Origin of the sequence: Rathayibacter sp. AY1F6, assembly GCF_002932035.1 — a bacterium.
GTDB lineage: Bacteria > Actinomycetota > Actinomycetes > Actinomycetales > Microbacteriaceae > Rathayibacter.
The window spans coordinates 1-21,688 of record NZ_PSVD01000009.1 but is presented as its reverse complement, the minus strand read 5'-3'; the positions used below and the strand labels follow the sequence as shown (position 1 = coordinate 21,688).

The window sequence follows — 21,688 nt, the reverse complement described above, 5'->3', positions numbered from 1 at the left end:
GCACAGGATCCGAGACGGGTGTGGGGGCGTCGGATCCCGCGCCCTGGGACCGAGGCTCGGCCGCAGGGCTCCACAGAGCGTAAGCGACCGTTACCGATTTGTCACCTTCTCGGCGGGAAGAGACCGCTCTCCCGTTCGCCTCCGGTCACCGGATGCGGTAAGGGCCCGTACGGGCCGCTCCCAGGGAGGCGCGGGTCAGACGACGAGGAAGATGTGCGCCGCGACCTCGTTGGGCAGCTCGATGCCCGCCTCGGCTCCGTCGATGCGAGCGAGCACGTAGCCGTTGAGGGCCGAGAACTCGCCCTCGGCACCGGGGACGACCCCGGCCTGCTTGAGCTGGAGGAGGAGCTCCGGATCGACCTGCGCCGGCTCGCCGAGGCGTCGGACGACGCCGCGGCGGGGCTCGCTCGACCCGGCGACGAAGCGCGGCAGGCTGATGACGCCGTCGGCGAAGCGGGAGGCGGGGGTGTCGCCGAGCTCGTCCAGGCCCGGGATCGGATTGCCGTAGGGCGACTCCGTCGGGTGGTCGAGCATCTCGAGGAGACGGCGCTCGACCTGCTCGCTCATCACGTGCTCCCAGCGGCAGGCCTCCTCGTGCACGAACTCCCAGTCGAGCTTGATGACGTCGTGGAGGAGCCGCTCGGCGAGGCGGTGCTTGCGCATGACGTGGATCGCCTTGCGGCGGCCGTCGGAGGTGAGCTCGAGGTGGCGGTCGCCCGAGACGACGACGAGGCCGTCGCGCTCCATGCGACCGACGGTCTGCGACACGGTCGGCCCGGAGTGGCTGAGCCGCTCCGAGATGCGCGCGCGCAGCGGGATGATGTTCTCCTCCTCGAGCTCGAGGATGGTGCGCAGGTACATCTCGGTGGTGTCGATCAGATCCGTCATCTCAGCCTTCCCGTCTCGGCGCGCTCCACCCTAGTGGTCGCCACGACGCAGCATCGGCGCTGCGGCGCGACGCAGGCCTCCGTCGCTCGGAGGAGGGGTGCGGGCCGGGAACCCTAGTATTAACGCATGCCGGACCTCACCATTCCTCGCGAGCTGCTCCCCCACGACGGACGGTTCGGCTGCGGCCCGTCCAAGGTGCGGCACGACCAGCTCGCCCACCTCGCGACGCAGGGCGCGCACCTCCTCGGGACCTCGCACCGCCAGGCGCCCGTCAAGGACCTCGTCGGGCGCGTGCGCAAGCACCTCGCCACGCTGTTCCGCATCCCCGACGGCTACGAGGTCCTGCTGGGCAACGGCGGCTCGACCGCCTTCTGGGACGCCGCCGCCTTCTCCCTCATCGAGCGCCGCGCCGAGAACCTCACGTTCGGCGAGTTCGGTCAGAAGTTCGCGGCCGCCGCCTCCGCGCCGTTCCTCGAGCCGGCCCACGTCGTCTCCGCCCCAGCGGGGTCCCGGAGCGAGGTCGAGATCGTCGAGGGGATCGACGTGTACGCGTGGCCCCACAACGAGACGAGCACCGGAGTGATGGCCCCGGTCCGCCGGGTCCGCGGCGACGAGGGCGCGCTCACCGTCATCGACGCCACCAGCGCGGCGGGCGGCATCGACGTCGACATCGCCGAGGCCGACGTCTACTACTTCGCCCCGCAGAAGAACTTCGCCTCCGACGGCGGACTCTGGTTCGGCCTGTTCTCCCCCGCCGCGATCGAGCGGATCGAGCGCATCGCGGCGAGCGGCCGCTACATCCCCGAGTTCCTGAGCCTCAAGAACGCCGTCGACAACTCGCGCCTGAACCAGACGCTGAACACTCCGGCGCTCTCGACCCTCCTGCTGATGGAGTCGCAGCTCGAGTGGATGAACGCCTCGGGCGGCCTGGCCTGGGCGTCGGCGCGCACGGCCGAGTCCTCCTCCGCGATCTACGACTGGGCCGAGGCCTCGAGCCTCGCCACCCCGTTCGTCGAGGTGCCCGAGCACCGCTCCCAGGTCGTCGCGACCGTCGACTTCGACGCCTCCGTCGATGCCGCTCTCGTCGCGAAGATCCTCCGCGCGAACGGGATCGTCGACACGGAGCCGTACCGCAAGCTCGGCCGCAACCAGCTGCGCGTGGCGACGTTCGTCGCGATCGAGCCGGACGACGTCCGCTCGCTGCTCGGCTGCATCGACCACGTCCTCGAGCGCCTGGCGGTCTGAGGCACGCCATGCGGCTGTGGCTGCGCGAGGAGGAGCGGCGGCCCGCGCCGCCGCCCTACGCGAGCGACGACGCGACGGCTCTGCTGGTCGGGTGCGTCGTCTGGGCGGTCGCGCTCGTGGCCGTGCTCGTGGCGACGGCCGTCGGAGCCGTCATCGAGCCGGTCGTCCTGTCGACCGTCGTGATCGGACTGGTCCTCGGCACGATCGGGCTGTTCTACAGCCGCAACCGCCGCTAGACCGCGTCGGTCTCCATTCGAAGCCCGGTGCCGTCGGCCTCCGGCTCGAGACGGACGCGCAGGCCGGTGAACTCGCCGAGGCGCTCGACGTGGGTGCCGCCGCACGCGATCGCGGCGTCCCCCGCGGGGAGGGTGCAGCGCCATGTCCGCCGCGTGCTGAGGAGGTCGTCATCGCGCTCGATGCGCACTTCCGCGTCCGAGGCGATCCACTCGGCGAGGAGGGCGTTCACCCGCTCCTGCACCTCGAGGATCTCCGCCAGCAGGCGGGCGGTGTCCATTCCGCTGCGTCGGAGGGACTTGCCGAGGCGGTAGACGTCGGTGGAGCCGGACTCGCGGATCCGCGAGGTCTGGATCGCGGCCTGGTCGAAGTCGGGGTTGCCCAGGGCGTCGGTGCGTGCCGGCTTCGACCAGAACGAGGCCAGAGCGGCGTTGAGGGCGAGGGAGGCGAGGTGGCAGGCGGTGTGCCCGCGGGAGAGCTCGTGCCGGTGGTCCGCGTCGACCTCGACGTCGACCTCGTCGTCCACATGGAGTGAGGAGGCGTCGTCGACGATGTGGACGACGACGAAGCTCCACTCCGGAGTGCCGAGCCGCGCCGGGAGCCGCTCGCCGACGTGCAGCTCGCCGCCCTGCCATGCCCCGATGCGGCAGTCGATGAGGGGAAGCCGCTCCCCCGCCACGACCAGCGCACCGCGGTCGGGCCCCTGGTCGGGCCAGGTCGAGTCGACGGGGTGAGCGGCGGTCGCATCGAGGACGACCGCCCAGCGGCCGTCCTGCAGCCGGCCCACGTGCTGCACGCGCCCGGAGGAGCGCACGGCGCCGTCGGGATAGGAGATGCGGGTGTCGGAGTCGATGCTCATCGGGCGGCGCCGGACCGGATCAGCGACGACGGCGACGGCGACGGGTGGTCGGGGCGGGAGCGGGTTCGGGCTCGACGTCGTCGGAATCCTCGTCGTCGGGGTCGTCGTCCGGGTCGTCGGAGTCGTCCTCGTCCGAGTCCTCGTCGTCCGAGTCGTGGTCGTCGGAATCGTCGTCGTCATCCGAGTCGTCGTCGTCGCCCGCGTCCTCGTCGGAGTCGTCGTCCGACTCGTCGTCGAGGTCGTCTTCCTCGGCGTCCTCGAGCTCGTCGTCGTCCGCGTCCTCGACCTCCTCGCCGAGCGCGTCCTGCGCGGTCTGGTAGTCGGCGAGACGCACGGACCACGGCACCCAGTCCGGAGCGAGGACCGCGCCCTCACCCGGCAGCAGCTCGACCTCCAGGACGTTCACGTCCTCGGTCTCGTCGATCCGGGACAGCGTCGCCGTCCACAGCCAACCCGGGTACCCGCGCATGAGGTTCGCGAACTGCAGCGACACGACGTGCTCGCCCTGCGCCAGAGTCGTGACCAGCTCGCCGATCGTCCCCTCGGGGGTGATCTCGGCGAGCGCGGCGCGCGCGACATCGAGAGACCCGGCAAGCACGGCGTCCGCCTCGTAGACGGGCTCGAGAGCCTCGTCCGCGGCGGCCTCGTCCGCCTCCCCCGTGGAAGCGTCGTCGTCGGCTGACGTCGCGTCCGCCGCCGGTGCGCCATCGGCGTCGGAAGGTTCGTCCATGACGAGGGCGGAATCCTCAGCAGAAGTCGCATCCTCAGCAGGAGCCGAGTCGTCAGCAGGAGCCACGTCCTGAGCAGGAGCCGAGTCCTCAGGTGTTCCCCCGTCGTCAGCAGGAGTCGAGTTGTCAGCAGTGGCCGCGTCCTCAGCAGGAGCCGGCACTGCAGCAGAAGCCGTGCCCGAGCCGGAGACTCCCGCCTCCGCGGCGACGTCGTCGGCCGGAGGAGTCTCCTCCGCAGAGGCGGAGTCCTCGGCAGAAGCCTCGGTCACCGGGAGGGCCGCGTCGCTCTCACCCTCGCCGGAGGGAGCCTCGTCGACAGGAGCCGCCTGGTCAGCGTCGATCTCCTCGTCGGCTCCGCGAGTGTCCTCAGCGGAGGAGTCAGAATCGGCGGGAATCGCGTCCGGCTCGGCGCCGGAGTCGCCCTCTTCCGAGGACTGCTCCACCCGAGCGTCCTCCGTGGTCGGAGCGGCGACGGTCTCCTCGACCGGGCCCTGCTCGTCGGTCGTGCCGTCGGCGTCAGGCATCCAGCTCGTCCGCAACCCGGCGCAGGAGCGCCGCGATCGTGCGCCCGTGCGCCTTGTCGGGGTAGCGGCCGCGCTTGAGCCCGGCGCCGATCCCGTCGAGCAGCTTGACCGTGTCCTCCACGATCACGGACATGTCGTCCGCGGACTTCCGGTTGAGCTTCACCAGGCTCGGCGGGGCGTCGAGGACGCGCGCCGAGAGCGCCTGCGCCCCGCGCTTGCCGTCGGCGATGCCGAACTCGAGGCGGGTGCCGGCCTTGACCGCGGTCCCGGAGGGCAACGCGGAAGCGTGCAGGAAGACCTCCTGGCCGTCATCAGTGCTGATGAAGCCGAAGCCCTTCTCCTCGTCGTAGAACTTGACCTTGCCGGTAGGCATGCAGACCCCTCCTGGAAATGAAGCAGCCATCAGTTTAGTCGACCGGGGCCGCCCTATCCTTGACGAGTGAAGCCACAGGAGCCGGCGGGCGTCGGACGCGCGGAGCGCACGCTCGCCTACATGTTCATCGCGATCATCGTCGTGACGGTCCTCGCGTTCCTCGCGATCCTGGTCGCCCCCGCGCTCGGGATCCGCGAGTACGCCGGCCCGTTCTGGCAGTTCGTCTTCGCTGTGCCGCTGGTGGGCCTGCCCATCGCGTTCCTCATGATGATCGCGATGCTCATCGTGGGGGTCCGGCGCCGCCGCGCGCAGTCCTGATCGGACGCGCTCTCCTCCTGCCGCACCGCCTCCGATCCGGCGTTCCCCGCCGCCGAGCCGGCACCGAGCGCCCGGACAACCGACTCCCAGACTCCGTACAGCCGACGGCCAGATACTGTCCTGCATGGACGGACCCCGCATTCTCATCGTCGACGACGAGCCCAACATCAGAGACCTGCTCACCACGAGCCTCCGCTTCGCCGGCTTCGCCGTGCGTGCGGTCGGCAACGGGGCCCAGGCCATCTCGGCGGTCCTCGAGGAGGAGCCGGACCTGATCATCCTCGACGTGATGCTCCCCGACATGAACGGGTTCGGCGTGACCAAGCGCCTCCGCTCGGCCGGGTACACCTCCCCCATCCTCTTCCTCACGGCGAAGGACGACACCGAGGACAAGATCACGGGCCTCACCGTCGGCGGTGACGACTACGTCACGAAGCCGTTCAGCCTCGACGAGATCGTCGCGCGCATCAAGGCGATCCTCCGCCGCACCATGCACGCCGAGGAGGACGCGGTCATCCGGGCCGGCGAGCTGACGATGGACCAGGACACGCACGAGGTCCTCGTCGGCGACGAGCCGGTGGAGCTCAGCCCCACCGAGTTCAAGCTGCTCCGCTACCTGATGCTCAACCCGAACCGGGTGCTCAGCAAGGCGCAGATCCTCGACCACGTCTGGGAGTACGACTTCAACGGCGATGCGGGCATCGTCGAGTCCTACATCTCGTACCTGCGACGTAAGCTCGACACGCATTCGGAGGAATCGCTCATCCAGACCAAGCGAGGATTCGGATACATGCTGAAGGTCGCGAAGGCCTAGCCTCCGCCACCTCGGCGCCACCTCCCGCCGGAGGCGCGGCGCCCGCCGATCCCGAGGGAGTTCCACCGCCATGCACCAGGGTCTGGCCGAGCGGTGGAACTCCATCTCGTTGCGCACCAAGATCACCGCGGTCACGGTCCTCCTGCTCACGCTGGGACTCCTCGTCTCCGGGATCGGGACGATGACGATGCTGAAGCCGCAGCTCGTCGCCCAGCTCGACGCGCAGCTGGCCGACCAGGTCCAGCGGACGGCGAGCGACCTCTCCGTCAACGACCTCGCCGCGATCGACGAGTCCAAGGCCGACTTCGGCGCCGTCTACGACCAGTACGGCACGCTCGACAACACGAACGCGTCCGGCGCGGCCGACCCCGCCTTCCCGCAGACCTTCACCCTCGAGCAGGCGCTGCAGGGCGGCGACAAGCCGATGGAGATCTGGAGCTCCAACGGCAAGGTCGAGTACCACGTCATGTCGACGGTGTTCACGAGGGGCACCGAGTACCAGACGCTCCTGCTCGCGGTGTCGACCCGCAGCGTCGACGTCATCATGACGACGTACCTCACGATCTTCCTCGGCTTCGGAGTCGCGATCGTCGTGATCGGCGCACTCCTCACCCGCCTGCTGGTCACCACCACCTTCGCCCCGCTGCGCGAGGTCGAGCAGACCGCCGCCGCCATCGCCGACGGCGACTTCAGCCAGCGCCTGGACGGCACGACACCCAACACCGAGGTCGGACGCCTCAACCGCTCCCTGAACGCGATGCTCGGGCGGATCGACTCCGCCTTCCGCGACCGCGCCCGCACGATCGACCAGATGCGCCGCTTCGTCGGCGACGCCAGCCACGAGCTGCGCACCCCGCTGGTCTCCGTCCGCGGCTACGCCGAGCTGTACCGGATGGGCGCTCTGCAGACGCCCGAGGCCGTCGGCCAGGCGATGGAGCGCATCGAGAAGGAGGCGATCCGGATGGGCGGCCTGGTCGAGGACCTTCTCGAGCTCGCCCGCCTCGACGAGACGAAGCCTCTCGCACTCGCGCCCGTCGATCTGATGCCGCTCGCCCGCGACGCCGCGATGGACGCGATGGCCTCCTGGCCCGACCGCGACTTCGGCGTCGAGACCCGCGACGACACCCCCGTGGAGACGCCCGCGCTCGAGCCCGACGAGGCCGGCGCCTCCGCCACGCAGACCATGGAGCTGACGAACCCCGGGCTCACCGGCCCGATCGCCGCTGCAGGAGCGAGGCTCGCCCGATTCCGCCGGCGTCCGCGACGGGTCAACGCCGAGGAGATCGCCGCCGGCACCGCCACCGCCCCCGAGGAGCCGGGCGTGCCGGCGATGGTGATGGCGGAGGAGAACAAGATCCGCCAGGTCCTGACGAACCTGATCGGCAACGCCGTCCGCTACACGCCCGAGGACACTCCGATCGAGATCGGCGTCGCCGTCGACCGCTCCCGCCGCCTCGCACTCCTGGAGGTCATCGATCACGGCGAGGGCATCCCGCCGCAGATCCGCGAGAAGATCTTCCAGCGCTTCTGGCGCGCGGACACGTCGCGGACCCGCGAGACCGGCGGCAGCGGCCTCGGACTGGCGATCGTGTCCTCGATCGTCGCCGCGCACAAGGGCCGCGTGGACGTCGTCGAGACGCCGGGCGGAGGCGCGACCTTCCGCGTCGCGCTGCCGCTGCTCACGGTCGGCCAGAACGGCGAGACCTCCCCCGCCTCGGTCTGATCCGCACCGCGGTCCGTCCTTCCTCGGGGACCCCTTCGGTCCGGGCTCTCCCGTCGACGTCCGCGAGCGGCACGGATCGATCCGGCCGGGGCGACCGTGACCTCGCGCACCCGGCGCTCACGGCCGCGCGCAGCTCACTCTCTCCTCTTGGGGGCCACCGGGCGGCGACCCCGCCCGGACCGCTGGAGATGAGACCCGACGCTCGACGGATGCCGCGTCACCGGATCCTGCGGGATCGCCGTCCGCATCCGTTCGGCCGAAGACTTCTCTGCCTTGACCCGGACGTCGCGACCCGCACCGGCGCCTTCCACGCGCTTCCGGTGCCGGTGTCCGCTGAGGAGACCGAGGCGGCGCGGAGGGCGGTGCCACCGCAGGAGGACCGCCGTTGTGGTCGCGGAGCGGATCCAGGACCACCTGCCGGTGGGGTCGCCCGCTACTCGGTCAGATGCCTCCGGAAACGCGGAAGGCGGCTCCCCCGGAGGGGAACCGCCTTCTGCGTGGTGGGGGGCCTGGACTAGAAGTCCATGCCTCCGGTGGGGTCGCCGCCCGCAGCGACCGGGTTCTTCTCGGGCTTGTCGGCGACGACGGCCTCCGTGGTGAGGAAGAGACCGGCGATCGACGCCGCGTTCTGCAGAGCGGAGCGCGTGACCTTGACCGGGTCGATGATGCCCGCGGCGATGAGGTCGACGTACTCGCCGGTCGCGGCGTTGAGGCCGTGTCCGGTGGGCAGCTCGCGGACCTTCGCAGCGACGACGCCGGGCTCCATGCCCGCGTTGAGGGCGATCTGCTTGAGCGGAGCGTCGATGGCGACCTTGACGATGTTCGCGCCGGTCGCCTCGTCTCCGACGAGCTCGAGCTTCTCGAAGGCGAGCTTGCCGGCCTGGATGAGGGCGACGCCACCACCGGCGACGATGCCCTCCTCGACGGCGGCCTTCGCGTTGCGGACGGCGTCCTCGATGCGGTGCTTGCGCTCCTTGAGCTCGACCTCGGTCGCCGCTCCGGCCTTGATGACCGCGACGCCGCCGGCGAGCTTCGCGAGGCGCTCCTGGAGCTTCTCGCGGTCGTAGTCGCTGTCGGTGTTCTCGATCTCGCCGCGGATCTGCGCGACGCGGCCGGCGATCGCCTCGGCGTCGCCGGCACCCTCGACGATCGTGGTCTCGTCCTTGGTGATGACGACCTTGCGGGCCGAGCCGAGCAGGTCGAGGGTGACGTTCTCGAGCTTGAGGCCGACCTCCTCGGAGATGACCTGGCCGCCGGTGAGGATCGCGATGTCCTGGAGCTGCGCCTTGCGACGGTCGCCGAAGCCGGGAGCCTTGACGGCGACCGACTTGAAGATGCCGCGGATCTTGTTGACGACCAGGGTCGCCAGCGCCTCGCCGTCGACGTCCTCGGCGATGATCAGCAGCTGCTTGCCCGCCTGGATCACCTTGTCGACGACCGGGAGCAGGTCCTTGATGTTCGAGACCTTGGAGTTGACGATGAGGATGTAGGGGTCCTCGAACACCGCCTCCTGGCGGTCGGGGTCGGTCACGAAGTACTGCGACAGGTAGCCCTTGTCGAAGCGCATGCCCTCGGTGAGCTCGAGCTCGGTGCCGAAGGTGTTCGACTCCTCGACGGTGACGACGCCCTCCTTGCCGACCTTGTCGATCGCCTCGGCGATGATCGCGCCGATCTCGGGGTCCGCGGCGGAGATGGAGGCGGTCGCCGCGATCTCCTCCTTGGTCTCGATCGCCTTCGCGCCGGCGATGAGCTCGGCGGTGACGGCCTTGACGGCCTTCTCGATGCCCTTCTTGAGGCTGATCGGGTCGGCGCCGGCCGCGACGTTGCGCAGGCCCTCGCGGACGAGCGCCTGAGCGAGGACGGTCGCGGTGGTGGTTCCGTCGCCGGCGACGTCGTCGGTCTTCTTGGCGACCTCCTTGACGAGCTCGGCGCCGATCTTCTCGTACGGCTCGTCGAGCTCGATCTCCTTGGCGATGGAGACGCCGTCGTTCGTGATCGTGGGAGCGCCCCACTTCTTCTCGAGGACGACGTTGCGGCCGCGCGGGCCGAGGGTCACCTTGACCGCGTCGGCCAGAGTGTTGAGTCCACGCTCGAGGCCGCGGCGGGCTTCTTCGTCAAAAGCAATGATCTTGGCCATGTGTGTTTCTCGTCCCTCCCGGACGTCGTGAAATGTCTGTGCTGGCACTCGACCGGAGCGAGTGCCAAGGTCGATTCTGGCACTCGCGGTGGACGAGTGCAAGCGACCGGCACGCGCTCCGACACGAAGGAGCCGCCGCCCGCACGAGGCGGACGACGGCTCCCGGGAGGCTCGGCGGTCAGGCCGGGCGGACCGATTCGGCCTGGGGGCCCTTCGACCCCGTGCCGACCTCGAACGCGACCTGCTGCCCCTCCTCGAGGACCTTGTACCCCGACATGTCGATCGCGGAGTAGTGGACGAAGACGTCCTGTCCGCCGCCGTCGACCGTGATGAAGCCGTAGCCCTTCTCAGCGTTGAACCACTTGACGGTTCCGTTCGCCATCTCTGTACTCCCCAGTGCTGTGATGCCCGCGGCACGAGCGATGTGCTGGTGCCTGGTCAGGAATACTAATCCGGCTGTCGGCCCCGGGAGGGGCTGGAAAGGGCCTCGCGGGGAAGAGTTGCCCGGGATTCAACACGGAGGAAACGTGCCCGTAACAGAGGGCCCCGATCAGCCCTGCTCGGACGCGTAATCGGCCCCCAGGACCACGACGACGGAGCCCGTCTCGACGAAGTCCTGCGAGAGCAGGACGGTCCCCGTTCCGAGCGAGTCGACGAGACCGAGGGCCGCTCCCTCGAGCGCCGGGTCGGTGAAGTAGACGGTCGTGGCGGCGATGTCCTCGGTGTTCGCGTTCGCGACGGTCGGGACGCTCCAGCCGGCCGTCGTCAGGGCGTCGCCGGCGCTGGCGGCGAGTCCGACGGTGGCGGTGCCGTTGAGGATGGCGATGGCGAGCTCGGGATCGAGCGTCGCGGCAGCGGTCGGAGTCGCCTCCGCGGTCGCGGTGGGCGGAGTGAACACGTCTGTGAACTGCACCCGGTCGTCGATGACCAGCAGCCCGATGAAGCCGAGCAGGACGATGACTCCGGTGGCGAGCGCGGCCCAGGCGAGGGCGACGGCGCGGGCGTGAGGGGCCGGCGGCCGGCGGTGGGCGCCGACGCGCGCCTCCGTCGCCGGGACCTCGTCGAAGCGGTCTCTCGGGTGCGTGTTCGACATCGGGGGTACGGCCGGCCTTCCGTTGGTGGACTCGAGCAGCTCGTCTACTCGAGGCGCCCGAGGCGTCGCGAGGCGCGGGCGCCGGCGCGCTGGTCGCGGATGCGCTGCAGCCGCGTGACGAGCATCGGGTCGTGCGCGAGGGCGGCCGGAGAGGCGAGCACCGCGCTGAGCACCTGATAATAGCGGGCGGCCGACAGTCCGAACTGGGAGCGGATGGCGTCGTCCTTGTCCCCGGAGCGGGCCGTCCACTCGCGCTCGAAGGCGAGCACCCGCAGCTCGCGCTCGGACAGACCGGTGCCCGGCCTCGGGTCCGTCGTCCTGCTCATCCGTCCAGGGTAGGCAGGCCCACGGCCGCCGCCGGGGAGGCGCTCCGAACACCTCGTGACCGTGTCGCGGCATGGAGGCGGGGAGTCTCCTCCACAGCCCGCGGAGGCGGAATGGAGCCGTCGCCCCAGGGGTTGGACCAGGTGGAGGGGCGCGACCGCCCCCGTACACTGACGAGGATTCCGAGGGAGACCCATGTCGTCGTATTCCGTGAACAAGTCCGACGCCGAGTGGCGCGAGGAGCTCGACCGCGACCAGTACGCGGTCCTGCGCGAAGCGGCCACCGAGCGCCCGTGGACCGGCGAGCTGCTCGACGAGCACCGCTCCGGCCTCTACACCTGTGCCGCCTGCAGCGCCGAGCTCTTCAAGAGCGGCACCAAGTTCGACTCCGGCTGCGGCTGGCCGAGCTTCTACGAGTCCGTGAACCCGGACGCGGTCCAGCTGATCGAGGACAGCACCCTCGGCATGGTCCGCACCGAGGTCCGCTGCGCGAACTGCGGATCCCACCTGGGACACGTCTTCCCCGACGGCTTCGGCACGCCCACCGGCGACCGCTACTGCATGAACTCGATCGCCCTGAACTTCCAGGCCGAGGGCGAGTGACCGTGTCCTCCTCCCCCGTGCTCGAGGCCGTCCTCGCGCGCCGATCGCGCTCGAAGGTGACGCCGGAGGCTCCGGGGCACGACGAGATCGCGGCGTTCGTCTCGGCGGCGTCGCGTCTCGCCGATCACAGCTCGCTGCGCCCGTGGCGGGTCATCGAGATCCGCGGCGCCGCCCGCGACCGGGTCGGCCGCAGCTTCGCGGTCGCCTCGGGGGCGAAGAAGGACCCGCGGAAGTACATCGAGAAGACGCACCGCGCCTCCCTGCTGCTGGCCGTCGTGGTCAGCGTCAAGAAGTCGAAGGTGCCGGCCTGGGAGCAGGAGGCCGTCGCCTCGGGCGTCGCCCACCTCCTGAGCCTGCTGCTCGACGAGGCGGGCTGGGGTGTCTTCTGGCGCACCGGCTCCTACACGCGCGACAAGGCCGTGCGGAAGGCGCATCGCCTCGAGAAGGGCGAGGAGCTGCTCGGCTGGCTCTACGTCGGCCGTCCCGACGGGAAGATCGGCGGCCCCAAGCGTCCCGCTCCCGCCGAGCGGCACCTCAGCATCCTCGAACCGTGAGACGCGGCGGGCCCCGATCCGGGCGGATCCGGGGACCGCGATAGGGTGGCCGGGCGCGCGAGCGCACCTGCCGACGTGGCGCAATTGGTAGCGCACCCGACTTGTAATCGGGCGGTTACGGGTTCAAGTCCCGTCGTCGGCTCAGGAGAGAAGAAGGCCCCGACCGCTGTGTGCGGTCGGGGCCTTCTGCATGCGCGGGGTTCTTGCGCGTCCGGGGCTCAGCCCGCGGCGGCCGGAGTGGGCTCGGAGGAGGCCGGAGCCTCGGTGGAGACCGGGGCGTCGCTGGGAGCGGGGGTCTCGGTCGACGCGGGCGTCTCGGTCGACGCGGGGGCCTCGGTCGAGGCGGGCGTGTCGCTCGGCGCCGGGGTCTCGGAGGAGGTGGGCGCGGGAGTCGCCGACGAGTAGGAGTCGGCGGCGGCCGAGAGCACGAAGGAGCTGAAAGCGTCCGGGTCGGTCAGCGAGCCCGAGTACGCCTCGCCGTTGACCAGGACGGTCGGGGTGCCCGTGACTGCGGGCACGTCCGTGCCGGGCAGCGGACCCGAGGTGGCGCGCTCGGTCGCGGCGCGGACCCAGCTCACGAAGCTCTGGTCGTCGATGCAGGTGTTCACGGCCGCCGTGTCCTCGACGCCGGCCTGCGAGGCGTAATCCTTCAACTGGTCGTCCGAGAGTCCGTCGGTCCCCTCCGCCGGCTGGTTGGCGAACAGCAGGGAGTTGAAGTCGAAGAACGAGTCGGGCGAGCGGTCCGCGACGCACGCGGCGGCGTTGGCCGAGCGCTCCGAGTACTTGGTGCCGTTGGAGCGGGTCGTGAGGATGGCGATCGGGTGGATCTCGACCGTCGCGGCACCGCTGGTCACCCACTCCTTGATCTGGTCGCCGTTGGTCTTCTCGAACTGGCCGCAGTAGGGGCAGAGGTAGTCGAGGTAGACCCGGATGTCGACCGTGCCGGCCGAGGTGTCGAGCGCGCTGGGGGTGGGCGTCCCGTCGGCGGCGACGGCGCCGCTCGTCTGCGCGACCATGTTCTCGCCGATGACGACACCGTCGCTCGCCATGTTCGCCGGGCCCGGGCCCGCGGGGCGGATGCTCGAGGTGACGGCGAAGACCACGATCACGACGACCGCGATCACGACGGCGGCGAGCCCGCCCTGCAGGGCGAAGCGGCTCACGCGGTCGCGGCGCTTCTGCTGCTCGCGCAGGCGGCGCGCCTTCTCTCGGGCGGCCTCTCGTCGCTGGTTCTTCGAGAGACGGTCATTGGCTCCGCCGGTGGTCATGACAAGAACGCTCCGAATGAGAGAGGGGGAAGAAGGGGGTCGCCGGGCGCGACTCGCCGGAATCCTACGCGCGAGCCCTGGGAAACCTCCAAACGACGGATACGCGGTGCCCGACCGACGACTGTCGGCCCCGTGGCATACTGTGACGGTTGGTCGGAGTCGCCCACGCGATGATGACCATCACTTCCATTCACTCGGATCGTCCGGCACGTACCTGCCGGTGAAGGAGCAAGAACAATGGCGTCCGTAACTTTCGACCACGCGTCCCGCGTCTACCCCGGGGCCACTCGCGCCTCCGTCGACAAGCTCAACCTCGAGGTGGGCGACGGCGAGTTCCTCGTCCTCGTCGGCCCCTCCGGCTGCGGCAAGTCCACCTCGCTGCGCATGCTCGCCGGCCTCGAAGAGGTCAACGAGGGCCGCATCCTCATCGGCGACCGCAACGTCACGGACGTTCCGCCGAAGGACCGCGACATCGCGATGGTCTTCCAGAACTACGCGCTGTACCCGCACATGTCGGTCGCCGAGAACATGGGCTTCGCGCTCAAGATCGCCGGCGTCAACAAGGACGAGCGCGCCGCGCGGGTCCTCGAGGCCGCGAAGATGCTCGACCTCGAGCCCTACCTGAACCGCAAGCCGAAGGCGCTCTCCGGTGGCCAGCGCCAGCGCGTCGCGATGGGCCGCGCCATCGTCCGCAAGCCCCAGGTCTTCCTCATGGACGAGCCGCTGTCGAACCTCGACGCCAAGCTCCGCGTGTCCACCCGCACCCAGATCGGCACGCTGCAGCGCCGCCTGGGCATCACCACGGTCTACGTCACCCACGACCAGACCGAGGCGCTCACCATGGGCGACCGCATCGCGGTCCTCAAGGACGGCCTCCTCCAGCAGGTCGGCTCGCCCCGCGACCTGTACGAGAACCCGAACAACGTCTTCGTGGCCGGCTTCATCGGCTCGCCCGCGATGAACCTGTTCCACGCGGACGTCACCGACGGCGGCGTCAAGTTCGGCGACACCGTCCTCCCGATCGCCCGCGAGGCGCTCGCGAAGACGAGCCAGAAGGTCGTCACGCTCGGCGTGCGACCCGAGGACGTCACCGTCTCGACCCAGCCCGGCGGACTGCCGATCGAGGTCGACCTCATCGAGGAGCTCGGCTCGGACGGCTACCTCTACGGCCACACCGAGGTCGAGGGCCGCCGCACCGACATCGTCGCGCGCGTCGACGGCCGCGTGCACCCGACCGCGGGCGACCGCGTGTACGTGACCGCGAACCACCGCGTGCACATCTTCGACGCGGAGTCGGGCGAGCGCCTCTCCTGAGCCTCCTCCTGCACCGCACGCTGCCGCCGTCCCCTCCAGGGCGGCGGCAGCGTCGTCTGCGGCTCCCCCACCGTCCGACACGCGACACGAACGGCGCACCATGTCCGGCTCCCTGAACATCACCTCGGCCACCGTCGACCCGGCCCTGCTCGACCTGCCGTGGAACCTGCGGCTCGACGACTGGCCCGACGAGTACATCGCCGCCCTGCCGAAGGGCATCTCGCGGCACACGGTCCGCTTCGCCCACCTCTCCGGACACGTCGTCGCCGTCAAGGAGACGACCGCCGAGATGTCGCGGCGCGAGTACGAGATGCTGAAGACGCTGCAGCGCCTCGACGTGCCGTGCGTGGTGCCGGGCGCCGTGATCACGAACCGCACCGACGACGAGGGCGAGGCCCTGCCCGCCGTGCTGGTCACCCGTCACCTCAAGTTCTCGCTCCCCTATCGGGCGCTCTTCTCGCAGACGCTGCGGCCGGACACGGCGACCCGTCTGGTCGACGCGCTGGCGCTCCTCCTGGTCCGCCTGCACGTGATCGGCTTCTTCTGGGGCGACGTGTCCCTTTCGAACACCCTCTTCCGGCGCGATGCCGGCGCCTTCGCCGCCTACCTGGTCGATGCGGAGACCGGGCAGCTCTACTCGGGCGGCCTCTCGAACGGCCAGCGCGAGAACGATCTGGAGATCGCCCGCGTCAACATCGCCGGCGAGCTGCTCGACCTCGAGGCCGGCGGACGCGTCGACGACGACCTCGATCCGATCACGGTCTCCGACGGCATCGTCGCGGCGTACCGCAGCCTCTGGAAGGAGCTGACCGGTGCCGAGTCGTTCGCGACGTCGGAGCGCTGGCGGATCAACGACCGCGTGAACCGGCTGAACGAGCTGGGCTTCGACATCGAGGAGCTCGCGATCAAGACCGACGAGGCCGGGTCCACGGTGCGGATCCAGCCGAAGGTGGTCGACGCCGGCCACCACCAGCGGCGGCTGCTCCGTCTCACCGGGCTGGACGCGCAGGAGAACCAGGCGCGGCGCCTGCTCAACGACCTCGACTCGTACACGGCGACCTACGACAAGCAGGGCCTGGACGAGGAGATGGTGGCGCACGAGTGGCTGGCGCAGGTGTTCGAGCCGGTCATCCGCTCGATCCCCCGTGATCTCAAGGGCCGCCTGGAGCCGGCCGAGATGTTCCACCAGCTGCTCGAGCACCGATGGTTCATGTCGCAGCAGCAGGCGCGCGACGTCCCCCTGGCAGAGGCGGTCACCGCCTACGTGAACGACATCCTGCGTCACCGCCGCGACGAGGCGACGGTCATCGCTCCTCCCACCGAGGCGCTGACCCTCCCGAACCTCGTCCTCGACGAGTCCGGCGACGCCGAGCTCACCGACGAGGACGCCGACGTCGACTGGACGAAGAACGTCTGACCCCCCACCGCAAGAGGGCCCGCGCTGTCAGCACGGGCCCTCTTCGCATTCCCCCGGCTCGCTCGCCGCAGGCGGCGCCCTCGATCCGCTCGCCGCAGGCGGCGCCCCTGTCCGCTCGCCGAAGGCGGCGCCCCTGACATCCAGACCTGGAGCGCGGGTGCCGGCGCGGTGAGCTGCAAGGCGGAGGAGGAAGCGATACCGGCGGTATCGCGCCCGACGACAACGCCGCAGATCGCCGTGCCGGCGCTCGCGCTGTGAGCTGGAAGGCGGAGGAGGAAGCGATACCGGCGGTATCGCGCCCGGCGACAACGCCGCAGATCGCCGTGCCGGTGCCCGCGCTACTCGGAGGCGGAGCGGAGTTTGGAGATCTCGTAGAGCGCGACCGACGCCGCGATCCCGGCGTTGAGGGATTCGGTGGCGGAGCTGATCGGGATGGAGACGACGGCGTCGCACTGCTCGGTGACGAGGCGGGAGAGGCCCTTGCCCTCGCTGCCGACGACGACGAGGAGCGGCCGGTCGGCGAGTTCGAGGCCGGGCAGCATCACGTCGCCGTCGCCGTCGAGTCCGATGACGAAGACGCCCGCGCGCTTGAAGTCCTTGATCATGGCGGTGAGGTTGGACGCCATCGCGACGGGGATGCGCGCGGCGGCTCCGGCGGAGGTCTTCCAGGCGGCGGAGTTGAGGCCCACGGAGCGGCGCTGCGGGACGATGACGCCCTGGCCGCCGAACGCGGCGACGGAGCGGATGATCGCTCCGAGGTTGCGCGGGTCGGTGATGCCGTCGAGGGCGACGAGGAGGGGGACCGCTCCGCGGGAGACGCTGCGCTCGAGCAGGTCGCTCGGGTGGGCGTACTCGTAGGGCGGCACCTTCAGCACGAGGCCCTGGTGCACGGAGTCGGGGCCGGCGAGGCGGTCGAGCTCCGGGCGCATGACCTCGAGCACGGGAAGGCCGCGGGCGGTGGCGATCTTGAGCGCCTCCTTGACCCGGTCGTCCATCTCGATGCGGGTCGCGAGGTACAGGGTGGTGGCCGGGATGCTGGCGCGCAGCGCCTCGAGGACCGAGTTCCGGCCCGTCACCATCTCGAAGTCGTCGCCGCTCTTGGGCTTGCGCGACGGGGCGGGGCGCCCCTGTCCGCGGGCGGCCGCGGAGAGGGCTCCGCCGGGACGGCCCTTTCCGCCGGCGGCGACGAAGCGCTCGCGCGCGAGCTTCGCCTTGCCTGCGGGGTGGTAGGGCCGGTCCTCGGCCTTGGGCGTGGGCTTCTTGCCCTCGAGGGCCTGACGGCCCTGACCGCCGGAACCGACGGCCTTGCCCTTGCTCTTCTTTCGGACCGCTCCGGGGCGGCCGGGCTTATTCGCCATCGAGACTCCAATGCGCACCCGTCTGGGTGTCTTCGATCGTGATTCCCGCCGCGGCGAGATCGGTTCGGATGCGGTCGGCGCTCGCCCAGTCGCGCTGCTCGCGCGCGGTCTGGCGTTCGGCGACCAGGCGGTCGACCAGCACGCTGAGCGCGCGGTACGAGGGTTCGTCGTCGGAGCGCGCCCACTCGGGCGCCTCCGGGTCGATGCCGAGCACGGCCGCCATCGCGAGCACCTGGGTGCGCAGGGCCGAGACGGAGCCGAGGTCCTCGGCGTCGAGGGCGGCGTTGCCGGCGCGCACGGTCTCGTGCAGGACGCCGATGGCCTGCGGGACGGACAGGTCGTCGTCCATCGCCTCGGCGAACTCCTCCGGAACCACCGGCTCGCCGAGCGCGGCGAACCGCGTGCCGTCGAGGCGGCGGCGGGAGCGCTCGAGGAAGCCCTCGATCCGCTCCAGCGCCGCTTCGGCCTCCTCGAGGGCCCCGTCGTGGAACTCGAGGGTGGAGCGGTAGTGGGCCGAGCCGAGGTAGTAGCGGACGACGAGCGGGCGGGCCGCCTCGAGCAGCTCGGAGGCGAACACCGAGTTGCCGAGCGACTTGCTCATCTTCTGGCCGGTGACGGACACGAGGCCGTTGTGCAGCCAGTAGCTGGCGAAGGCGTGGCCGGCGGCGCTGGACTGGGCGAGCTCGTTCTCGTGGTGGGGGAAGCGCAGGTCGAGCCCGCCGCCGTGGATGTCGAACTGGGTGCCGAGGTACTTCGTCGACATCGCGGAGCACTCGATGTGCCAGCCGGGGCGCCCGGCGCCCCACGGCGAGGCCCAGGCGGCCGACTCGGGCTCCTCCGGCTTGGCGCCCTTCCAGAGAGCGAAGTCGTGCGGGTCGCGCTTGCCGCGCGGGTCGGCGTCGGTCGCCGCCTCCATGCTCTCGAGGCGCTGGTGGGTGAGTGAGCCGTAGTCCGGCCAGGACCGCGTGTCGAAGTAGACGTCGCCGGAGTCGTCGGGCGCCGGGTAGGCGTGACCGCGCTCGATCAGGGTCTGGATGAGCGTGATCATCTCGGCGATGCTCGCGGTCGCGCGCGGCTCGTAGGTCGGCGGGAGGATGCCGAGGGCCGTGTACGCGGCGGTGAACTCGAGCTCCACGCGGTAGGCGAGCGCCCACCACTGCTCGACCGGCGCGCCCTCGGGCGCCCGACGCCGCGCGTCCTCGGCGATGGCGAGGATCTTGTCGTCGATGTCGGTCACGTTGCGCACCAGGGTGACCTGGAAGCCGCGGTACGCCAGCCAGCGGCGCAGCTGGTCGTAGGCGAGGGCGGAGCGCAGGTGCCCGATGTGGGGAGAGGACTGCACGGTGGGTCCGCAGACGTACATCCCGACCTCGTTCTCGCGGAGGGGGACGAAATCGACGAGGGCCTGGGCCTTCGAGTCATGCAGTCGCAGAGTCACGCGGGCGAGTTTACCGGGCGGACCGCTCCCGGCCGGGTCGGCGGCTCCGCCCGGGGACTACCGGGCGACAGCGGGGGTCGGCAGGACGAGTGCCGTCGCGGTCGCGGCGACCCCCTCGCCCCGGCCGGTGAAGCCCAGCGCGTCCGAGGTGGTGGCGGCGACGCTGACCGGTGCGCCGAGCAGCTCCGAGAGCAGCCTCTGCGCCTCCTCGCGCCGCGGCGAGAACTTCGGGCGGTTGCCGATGAGCTGCACCGAGACGTTGCCGATGGCGAAGCCGGCGGCCTCCACCAGCTCGCGGGTCGCGCGGAGGAAGACCTCGCCGTGGGCGTCCGCGAAGCGCGGGTCGGCCGTGCCGAAGCGGGAGCCGATGTCGCCGAGACCCGCCGCCCCCAGGAGCGCGTCGCAGATCGCGTGGGCGACCGGGTCGCCGTCGCTGTGCCCGGACAGGCCCCGCTCCCCCGGCCAGTGCAGCCCGGCGAGCCAGAGCGGCGACGCGTCGTCGAACGCGTGCACGTCCGTGCCGATGCCGACGCGCGGCACGACGACGGCGGGCGGCGGTGCGAGCACCTGCTCGGCGCGGGCCAGGTCCCAGGGGGTGGTGATCTTGAAGGCGAGCGGGTCGCCGGCGACGACGATCGAGGGACTGCCGCGCGAGGCGAGGAGCGCCGCGTCGTCGGTGAAGTCCTCCTCCGCCGAGGCGTAGGCCTCGTCGAGGAGCGCGCGCGGGAAGCCCTGCGGCGTCTGCACCGCGGCGAGCTCGGAGCGGTCCACCGTGCCGAGGATCCCGCCGTCGGCGCGGATGCGCTTGATCGTGTCGGTGACCGGCAGACCCGGGATCACTCCGCCGCCCGTCTCCCGGACCGCCGCGATCACCCGCTCGAACTGGTCGACGGGCGTGAGGGCGCGGGCGGCGTCGTGCACGAGCACCGTCTCGACGGCCGGGCCGAGCGCCCGGAGCCCTCGAGCGACCGACTCCTGGCGGCTGGCGCCTCCGGCGACGACGCTGACGGAGCCGTCCGGGGCTCCGGCGGCGTGCGTCAGAGCGGCCGTCTCCTCGAGGAGGGCGGCGGGAGCCACGACGACGATCTGGACCGGCTCCGCGAGCAGCAGCACCGTGCGCAGGCTGCGCTCGAGGATCGTCCTCCCCGCGCAGTCGACGTAGGCCTTGGGGCGCTCGCGGCCGAGCCTCGTGCCGCTGCCGGCGGCGACGACGACGACGGCCGCGGTCGGCGCGCCGGCCGGACCGTTCAGGATGCGAGGACCTCGTCGAGGAGCACGGAGGCGGCGTCCTCGTCGGTCTTCTCGGCCAGGGCGAGCTCGGAGACGAGGATCTGGCGGGCCTTGGCGAGCATGCTCTTCTCCCCCGCCGAGAGGCCGCGGTCGCGGTCGCGGCGGGTGAGGTCGCGGACGACCTCGGAGACCTTGACGACGTCTCCGGACCCGAGCTTCTCGAGGTTGGCCTTGTAGCGGCGCGACCAGTTGGTCGGCTCCTCGACGACCTCGGCGCGCAGGACCTCGAACACGCGCTCGACGCCCTCGCGGCCGATGACGTCGCGGACGCCGACCAGGTCGACGTTGTCGGCGGGCACCTCGATGACGAGGTCGCCCTGCGCGACGCGGAGCTTCAGGTACGTCTTCTCCTGGCCCTTGATCGTCCGGGTCTTCACCTCGGCGATCGTGGCGGCTCCGTGATGGGGGTAGACGACCGTCTCTCCGACCTCGAACTGCATGCGACGTCCTTTCAGCGGCGGAAAGATTACCATGCGCGCCGAGCGGGACGGGAGTCCGGACGGGCGGAGCCGCGGTGCTCGCTACGCTAGCCTGGTGTCGGCTCGTGCACAGTGAAGTCGCCCTGTCCGGGGCGAGCGGGGCCGACGATCTGGAGGTTCCTGTGAAGGCGCGTATCGCTGCATCCGTCGTTCTCGCGGTCGGCGTCGCCCTCGCTACCGCCGGCTGCAACCTCGTCGCCCCGCAGGCGACGCGCAAGATCTACGACCCGAGCGACGGAGTCGGCGCGACGATCGGCGATCTCGCCATCCGCAACGCGATGATCGTCTCGGACGACGGCGAGGCCGGCACCCTGATCGTGACGCTCGTGAACTCCACCGATGAGGCGCTGAGCGTCGAGGTGCAGTATGAGGGCTCCGCGGGCCGCACCAGCGACACCGTCGACGCCGTCCCCGGCCGTACCGAGGTCCGCCCCGACAGCACCGAGGCCGTCCAGATGGATGACATCGACACGATCCCCGGCGGCCTGCTCCCCGTCTACTTCCAGTACGGCTCCGAGCAGGGCAAGGAGCTCCTCGTCCCCGTCCTGACGAACGCCCTCGAGGCCTACTCGACGCTGACCCCCGCGCCCTCCGCGACGCCGACCGTCACCCCGACGGCCGACCCCGCCCGGACGCCCTTCGCGGCGACCGCCCCGATAGGAGAACACGCGTGACCAGCATCCTGCTCGTCGAGGACGAGAGCGCCC

Annotated in this window: 23 protein-coding genes and 1 tRNA gene; 11 read left to right on the top strand and 13 right to left on the bottom strand. The window is 71.0% G+C overall.

The genetic code is table 11. The features are described 5' to 3' along the window. Positions 1 to 195: 195 nt before the first annotated feature. Positions 196 to 888: a metal-dependent transcriptional regulator gene (locus C5C44_RS09435; RefSeq protein WP_104224606.1), complete on the bottom strand. Its 693-nt coding sequence runs from the start codon at positions 886 to 888 to the stop codon at positions 196 to 198. Between the two features lie 126 nt (positions 889 to 1,014). Here C5C44_RS09435 and serC point away from each other — a divergent pair, with 126 nt between their 5' ends. Together serC and C5C44_RS09425 are read left to right on the top strand one after the other, a co-directional pair. Continuing rightward, on the top strand, positions 1,015 to 2,133 hold the full coding sequence (serC, locus tag C5C44_RS09430) for a phosphoserine transaminase (RefSeq protein ID WP_104335744.1): 1,119 nt from the start codon (positions 1,015 to 1,017) through the stop codon (positions 2,131 to 2,133). Between the two features lie 8 nt (positions 2,134 to 2,141). Next, positions 2,142 to 2,369: a DUF2530 domain-containing protein gene (locus C5C44_RS09425; RefSeq protein WP_104224604.1), complete on the top strand. Its 228-nt coding sequence runs from the start codon at positions 2,142 to 2,144 to the stop codon at positions 2,367 to 2,369. Here C5C44_RS09425 and C5C44_RS09420 read toward each other — a convergent pair. The 3 genes from C5C44_RS09420 to C5C44_RS09410 are packed head-to-tail and all read right to left on the bottom strand — an operon-like array spanning position 2,366 to position 4,851. Then, positions 2,366 to 3,226, bottom strand: a complete 861-nt coding sequence (locus C5C44_RS09420) for a metal-dependent hydrolase (RefSeq protein ID WP_104335743.1) — start codon at positions 3,224 to 3,226, stop codon at positions 2,366 to 2,368. The genes C5C44_RS09425 and C5C44_RS09420 overlap by 4 nt on opposite strands. 19 nt (positions 3,227 to 3,245) lie before the next feature. Next, positions 3,246 to 4,478: a DUF3027 domain-containing protein gene (locus C5C44_RS17340; RefSeq protein ID WP_258066705.1), complete on the bottom strand. Its 1,233-nt coding sequence runs from the start codon at positions 4,476 to 4,478 to the stop codon at positions 3,246 to 3,248. After that, positions 4,471 to 4,851, bottom strand: a complete 381-nt coding sequence (locus C5C44_RS09410) for a cold-shock protein (protein WP_104224602.1) — start codon at positions 4,849 to 4,851, stop codon at positions 4,471 to 4,473. Before C5C44_RS09410 ends, C5C44_RS17340 begins: the two co-directional genes overlap by 8 nt. Positions 4,852 to 4,917: 66 nt before the next feature. On the opposite strand from C5C44_RS09410, the gene C5C44_RS09405 reads away from it, so the two are divergent. The 3 genes from C5C44_RS09405 (at position 4,918) to C5C44_RS09395 (ending at position 7,706) form a co-directional block, all read left to right on the top strand. Then, a complete protein-coding gene (locus tag C5C44_RS09405; protein WP_244229474.1) occupies positions 4,918 to 5,169 on the top strand; it encodes a hypothetical protein in 252 nt (83 codons plus the stop codon). Positions 5,170 to 5,293: 124 nt separating this feature from the next. Next, positions 5,294 to 5,983, top strand: coding sequence for a response regulator transcription factor (locus tag C5C44_RS09400; RefSeq protein ID WP_055787731.1), 690 nt, complete (start codon positions 5,294 to 5,296; stop codon positions 5,981 to 5,983). Between the two features lie 70 nt (positions 5,984 to 6,053). Beyond that, complete coding sequence (locus C5C44_RS09395) at positions 6,054 to 7,706, top strand: HAMP domain-containing sensor histidine kinase (protein ID WP_104224601.1); 1,653 nt, start codon at positions 6,054 to 6,056, stop codon at positions 7,704 to 7,706. Between the two features lie 514 nt (positions 7,707 to 8,220). Here the strand turns inward: C5C44_RS09395 and groL are convergent. From groL to C5C44_RS09375, 4 genes are all read right to left on the bottom strand, one after another. Next, on the bottom strand, positions 8,221 to 9,843 hold the full coding sequence (gene groL, locus C5C44_RS09390) for a chaperonin GroEL (protein ID WP_104224600.1): 1,623 nt from the start codon (positions 9,841 to 9,843) through the stop codon (positions 8,221 to 8,223). Between the two features lie 178 nt (positions 9,844 to 10,021). Next, complete coding sequence (locus C5C44_RS09385; protein ID WP_104224599.1) at positions 10,022 to 10,225, bottom strand: cold-shock protein; 204 nt, start codon at positions 10,223 to 10,225, stop codon at positions 10,022 to 10,024. Between the two features lie 168 nt (positions 10,226 to 10,393). Further along, positions 10,394 to 10,936 (bottom strand): LytR C-terminal domain-containing protein, encoded by a 543-nt coding sequence (locus C5C44_RS09380; RefSeq protein ID WP_104335742.1) that lies wholly within the window; start codon positions 10,934 to 10,936, stop codon positions 10,394 to 10,396. Positions 10,937 to 10,980: 44 nt separating this feature from the next. Next, a complete protein-coding gene (locus tag C5C44_RS09375; RefSeq protein WP_104224597.1) occupies positions 10,981 to 11,262 on the bottom strand; it encodes a DUF3263 domain-containing protein in 282 nt (93 codons plus the stop codon). Between the two features lie 193 nt (positions 11,263 to 11,455). Here C5C44_RS09375 and msrB point away from each other — a divergent pair, with 193 nt between their 5' ends. From msrB to C5C44_RS09360, 3 genes are all read left to right on the top strand, one after another. After that, entirely contained in the window at positions 11,456 to 11,863 is a 408-nt protein-coding gene (gene msrB, locus C5C44_RS09370; RefSeq protein WP_104224596.1) for a peptide-methionine (R)-S-oxide reductase MsrB, read from the top strand. Beyond that, on the top strand, positions 11,860 to 12,417 hold the full coding sequence (locus C5C44_RS09365; RefSeq protein ID WP_104226480.1) for a nitroreductase family protein: 558 nt from the start codon (positions 11,860 to 11,862) through the stop codon (positions 12,415 to 12,417). Before msrB ends, C5C44_RS09365 begins: the two co-directional genes overlap by 4 nt. A 69-nt stretch (positions 12,418 to 12,486) precedes the next feature. After that, positions 12,487 to 12,559 (top strand) — tRNA-Thr (locus tag C5C44_RS09360). A gap of 76 nt (positions 12,560 to 12,635) precedes the next feature. Here the strand turns inward: C5C44_RS09360 and C5C44_RS09355 are convergent. Further along, the gene (locus C5C44_RS09355; RefSeq protein ID WP_104224594.1) at positions 12,636 to 13,685 is read right to left on the bottom strand and encodes a thioredoxin domain-containing protein; all 1,050 of its coding nucleotides are present in this window, start codon (positions 13,683 to 13,685) and stop codon (positions 12,636 to 12,638) included. 237 nt (positions 13,686 to 13,922) lie between these two features. Between C5C44_RS09355 and C5C44_RS09350 the strand changes: the two genes are divergently transcribed. Then, positions 13,923 to 14,999 (top strand): ABC transporter ATP-binding protein, encoded by a 1,077-nt coding sequence (locus C5C44_RS09350; RefSeq protein WP_104224593.1) that lies wholly within the window; start codon positions 13,923 to 13,925, stop codon positions 14,997 to 14,999. 100 nt (positions 15,000 to 15,099) lie between these two features. After that, a complete protein-coding gene (locus tag C5C44_RS09345; RefSeq protein WP_104226481.1) occupies positions 15,100 to 16,416 on the top strand; it encodes a DUF4032 domain-containing protein in 1,317 nt (438 codons plus the stop codon). A gap of 338 nt (positions 16,417 to 16,754) precedes the next feature. Here the strand turns inward: C5C44_RS09345 and rlmB are convergent, their stop codons facing one another. From rlmB to C5C44_RS09325, 4 genes are read right to left on the bottom strand one after another with little or no spacing between them, the layout of a single operon-like run. Continuing rightward, on the bottom strand, positions 16,755 to 17,774 hold the full coding sequence (rlmB, locus tag C5C44_RS09340) for a 23S rRNA (guanosine(2251)-2'-O)-methyltransferase RlmB (protein ID WP_104224591.1): 1,020 nt from the start codon (positions 17,772 to 17,774) through the stop codon (positions 16,755 to 16,757). Then, a complete protein-coding gene (gene cysS / locus C5C44_RS09335) occupies positions 17,764 to 19,212 on the bottom strand; it encodes a cysteine--tRNA ligase (RefSeq protein WP_104315193.1) in 1,449 nt (482 codons plus the stop codon). The genes rlmB and cysS overlap by 11 nt, the downstream gene beginning before the upstream one ends. 57 nt (positions 19,213 to 19,269) lie before the next feature. Further along, positions 19,270 to 20,466, bottom strand: coding sequence for a 2-C-methyl-D-erythritol 4-phosphate cytidylyltransferase (gene ispD / locus C5C44_RS09330; RefSeq protein ID WP_181131429.1), 1,197 nt, complete (start codon positions 20,464 to 20,466; stop codon positions 19,270 to 19,272). Continuing rightward, positions 20,460 to 20,942 (bottom strand): CarD family transcriptional regulator, encoded by a 483-nt coding sequence (locus C5C44_RS09325; RefSeq protein WP_104224589.1) that lies wholly within the window; start codon positions 20,940 to 20,942, stop codon positions 20,460 to 20,462. Before C5C44_RS09325 ends, ispD begins: the two co-directional genes overlap by 7 nt. Before the next feature lie 161 nt (positions 20,943 to 21,103). On the opposite strand from C5C44_RS09325, the gene C5C44_RS17020 reads away from it, so the two are divergent. Continuing rightward, the gene (locus tag C5C44_RS17020) at positions 21,104 to 21,655 is read left to right on the top strand and encodes a hypothetical protein (protein WP_104355311.1); all 552 of its coding nucleotides are present in this window, start codon (positions 21,104 to 21,106) and stop codon (positions 21,653 to 21,655) included. Positions 21,656 to 21,688: the final 33 nt, after the last annotated feature.

Excerpts from the sequence above, each read along its gene's own strand:
- C5C44_RS09435 (WP_104224606.1), bottom strand. The coding sequence starts at position 888 with ATGACGGATCTGATCGACACCACCGAGATGTACCTGCGCACCATCCTC.
- serC (WP_104335744.1), top strand. The coding sequence starts at position 1,015 with ATGCCGGACCTCACCATTCCTCGCGAGCTGCTCCCCCACGACGGACGG.
- C5C44_RS09425 (WP_104224604.1), top strand. The coding sequence starts at position 2,142 with ATGCGGCTGTGGCTGCGCGAGGAGGAGCGGCGGCCCGCGCCGCCGCCC.
- C5C44_RS09420 (WP_104335743.1), bottom strand. The coding sequence starts at position 3,226 with ATGAGCATCGACTCCGACACCCGCATCTCCTATCCCGACGGCGCCGTG.
- C5C44_RS17340 (WP_258066705.1), bottom strand. The coding sequence starts at position 4,478 with ATGCCTGACGCCGACGGCACGACCGACGAGCAGGGCCCGGTCGAGGAG.
- C5C44_RS09410 (WP_104224602.1), bottom strand. The coding sequence starts at position 4,851 with ATGCCTACCGGCAAGGTCAAGTTCTACGACGAGGAGAAGGGCTTCGGC.
- C5C44_RS09400 (WP_055787731.1), top strand. The coding sequence starts at position 5,294 with ATGGACGGACCCCGCATTCTCATCGTCGACGACGAGCCCAACATCAGA.
- C5C44_RS09395 (WP_104224601.1), top strand. The coding sequence starts at position 6,054 with ATGCACCAGGGTCTGGCCGAGCGGTGGAACTCCATCTCGTTGCGCACC.
- groL (WP_104224600.1), bottom strand. The coding sequence starts at position 9,843 with ATGGCCAAGATCATTGCTTTTGACGAAGAAGCCCGCCGCGGCCTCGAG.
- C5C44_RS09385 (WP_104224599.1), bottom strand. The coding sequence starts at position 10,225 with ATGGCGAACGGAACCGTCAAGTGGTTCAACGCTGAGAAGGGCTACGGC.
- C5C44_RS09380 (WP_104335742.1), bottom strand. The coding sequence starts at position 10,936 with ATGTCGAACACGCACCCGAGAGACCGCTTCGACGAGGTCCCGGCGACG.
- C5C44_RS09375 (WP_104224597.1), bottom strand. The coding sequence starts at position 11,262 with ATGAGCAGGACGACGGACCCGAGGCCGGGCACCGGTCTGTCCGAGCGC.
- msrB (WP_104224596.1), top strand. The coding sequence starts at position 11,456 with ATGTCGTCGTATTCCGTGAACAAGTCCGACGCCGAGTGGCGCGAGGAG.
- C5C44_RS09355 (WP_104224594.1), bottom strand. The coding sequence starts at position 13,685 with ATGACCACCGGCGGAGCCAATGACCGTCTCTCGAAGAACCAGCGACGA.
- C5C44_RS09350 (WP_104224593.1), top strand. The coding sequence starts at position 13,923 with ATGGCGTCCGTAACTTTCGACCACGCGTCCCGCGTCTACCCCGGGGCC.
- C5C44_RS09345 (WP_104226481.1), top strand. The coding sequence starts at position 15,100 with ATGTCCGGCTCCCTGAACATCACCTCGGCCACCGTCGACCCGGCCCTG.
- rlmB (WP_104224591.1), bottom strand. The coding sequence starts at position 17,774 with ATGGCGAATAAGCCCGGCCGCCCCGGAGCGGTCCGAAAGAAGAGCAAG.
- C5C44_RS09325 (WP_104224589.1), bottom strand. The coding sequence starts at position 20,942 with ATGCAGTTCGAGGTCGGAGAGACGGTCGTCTACCCCCATCACGGAGCC.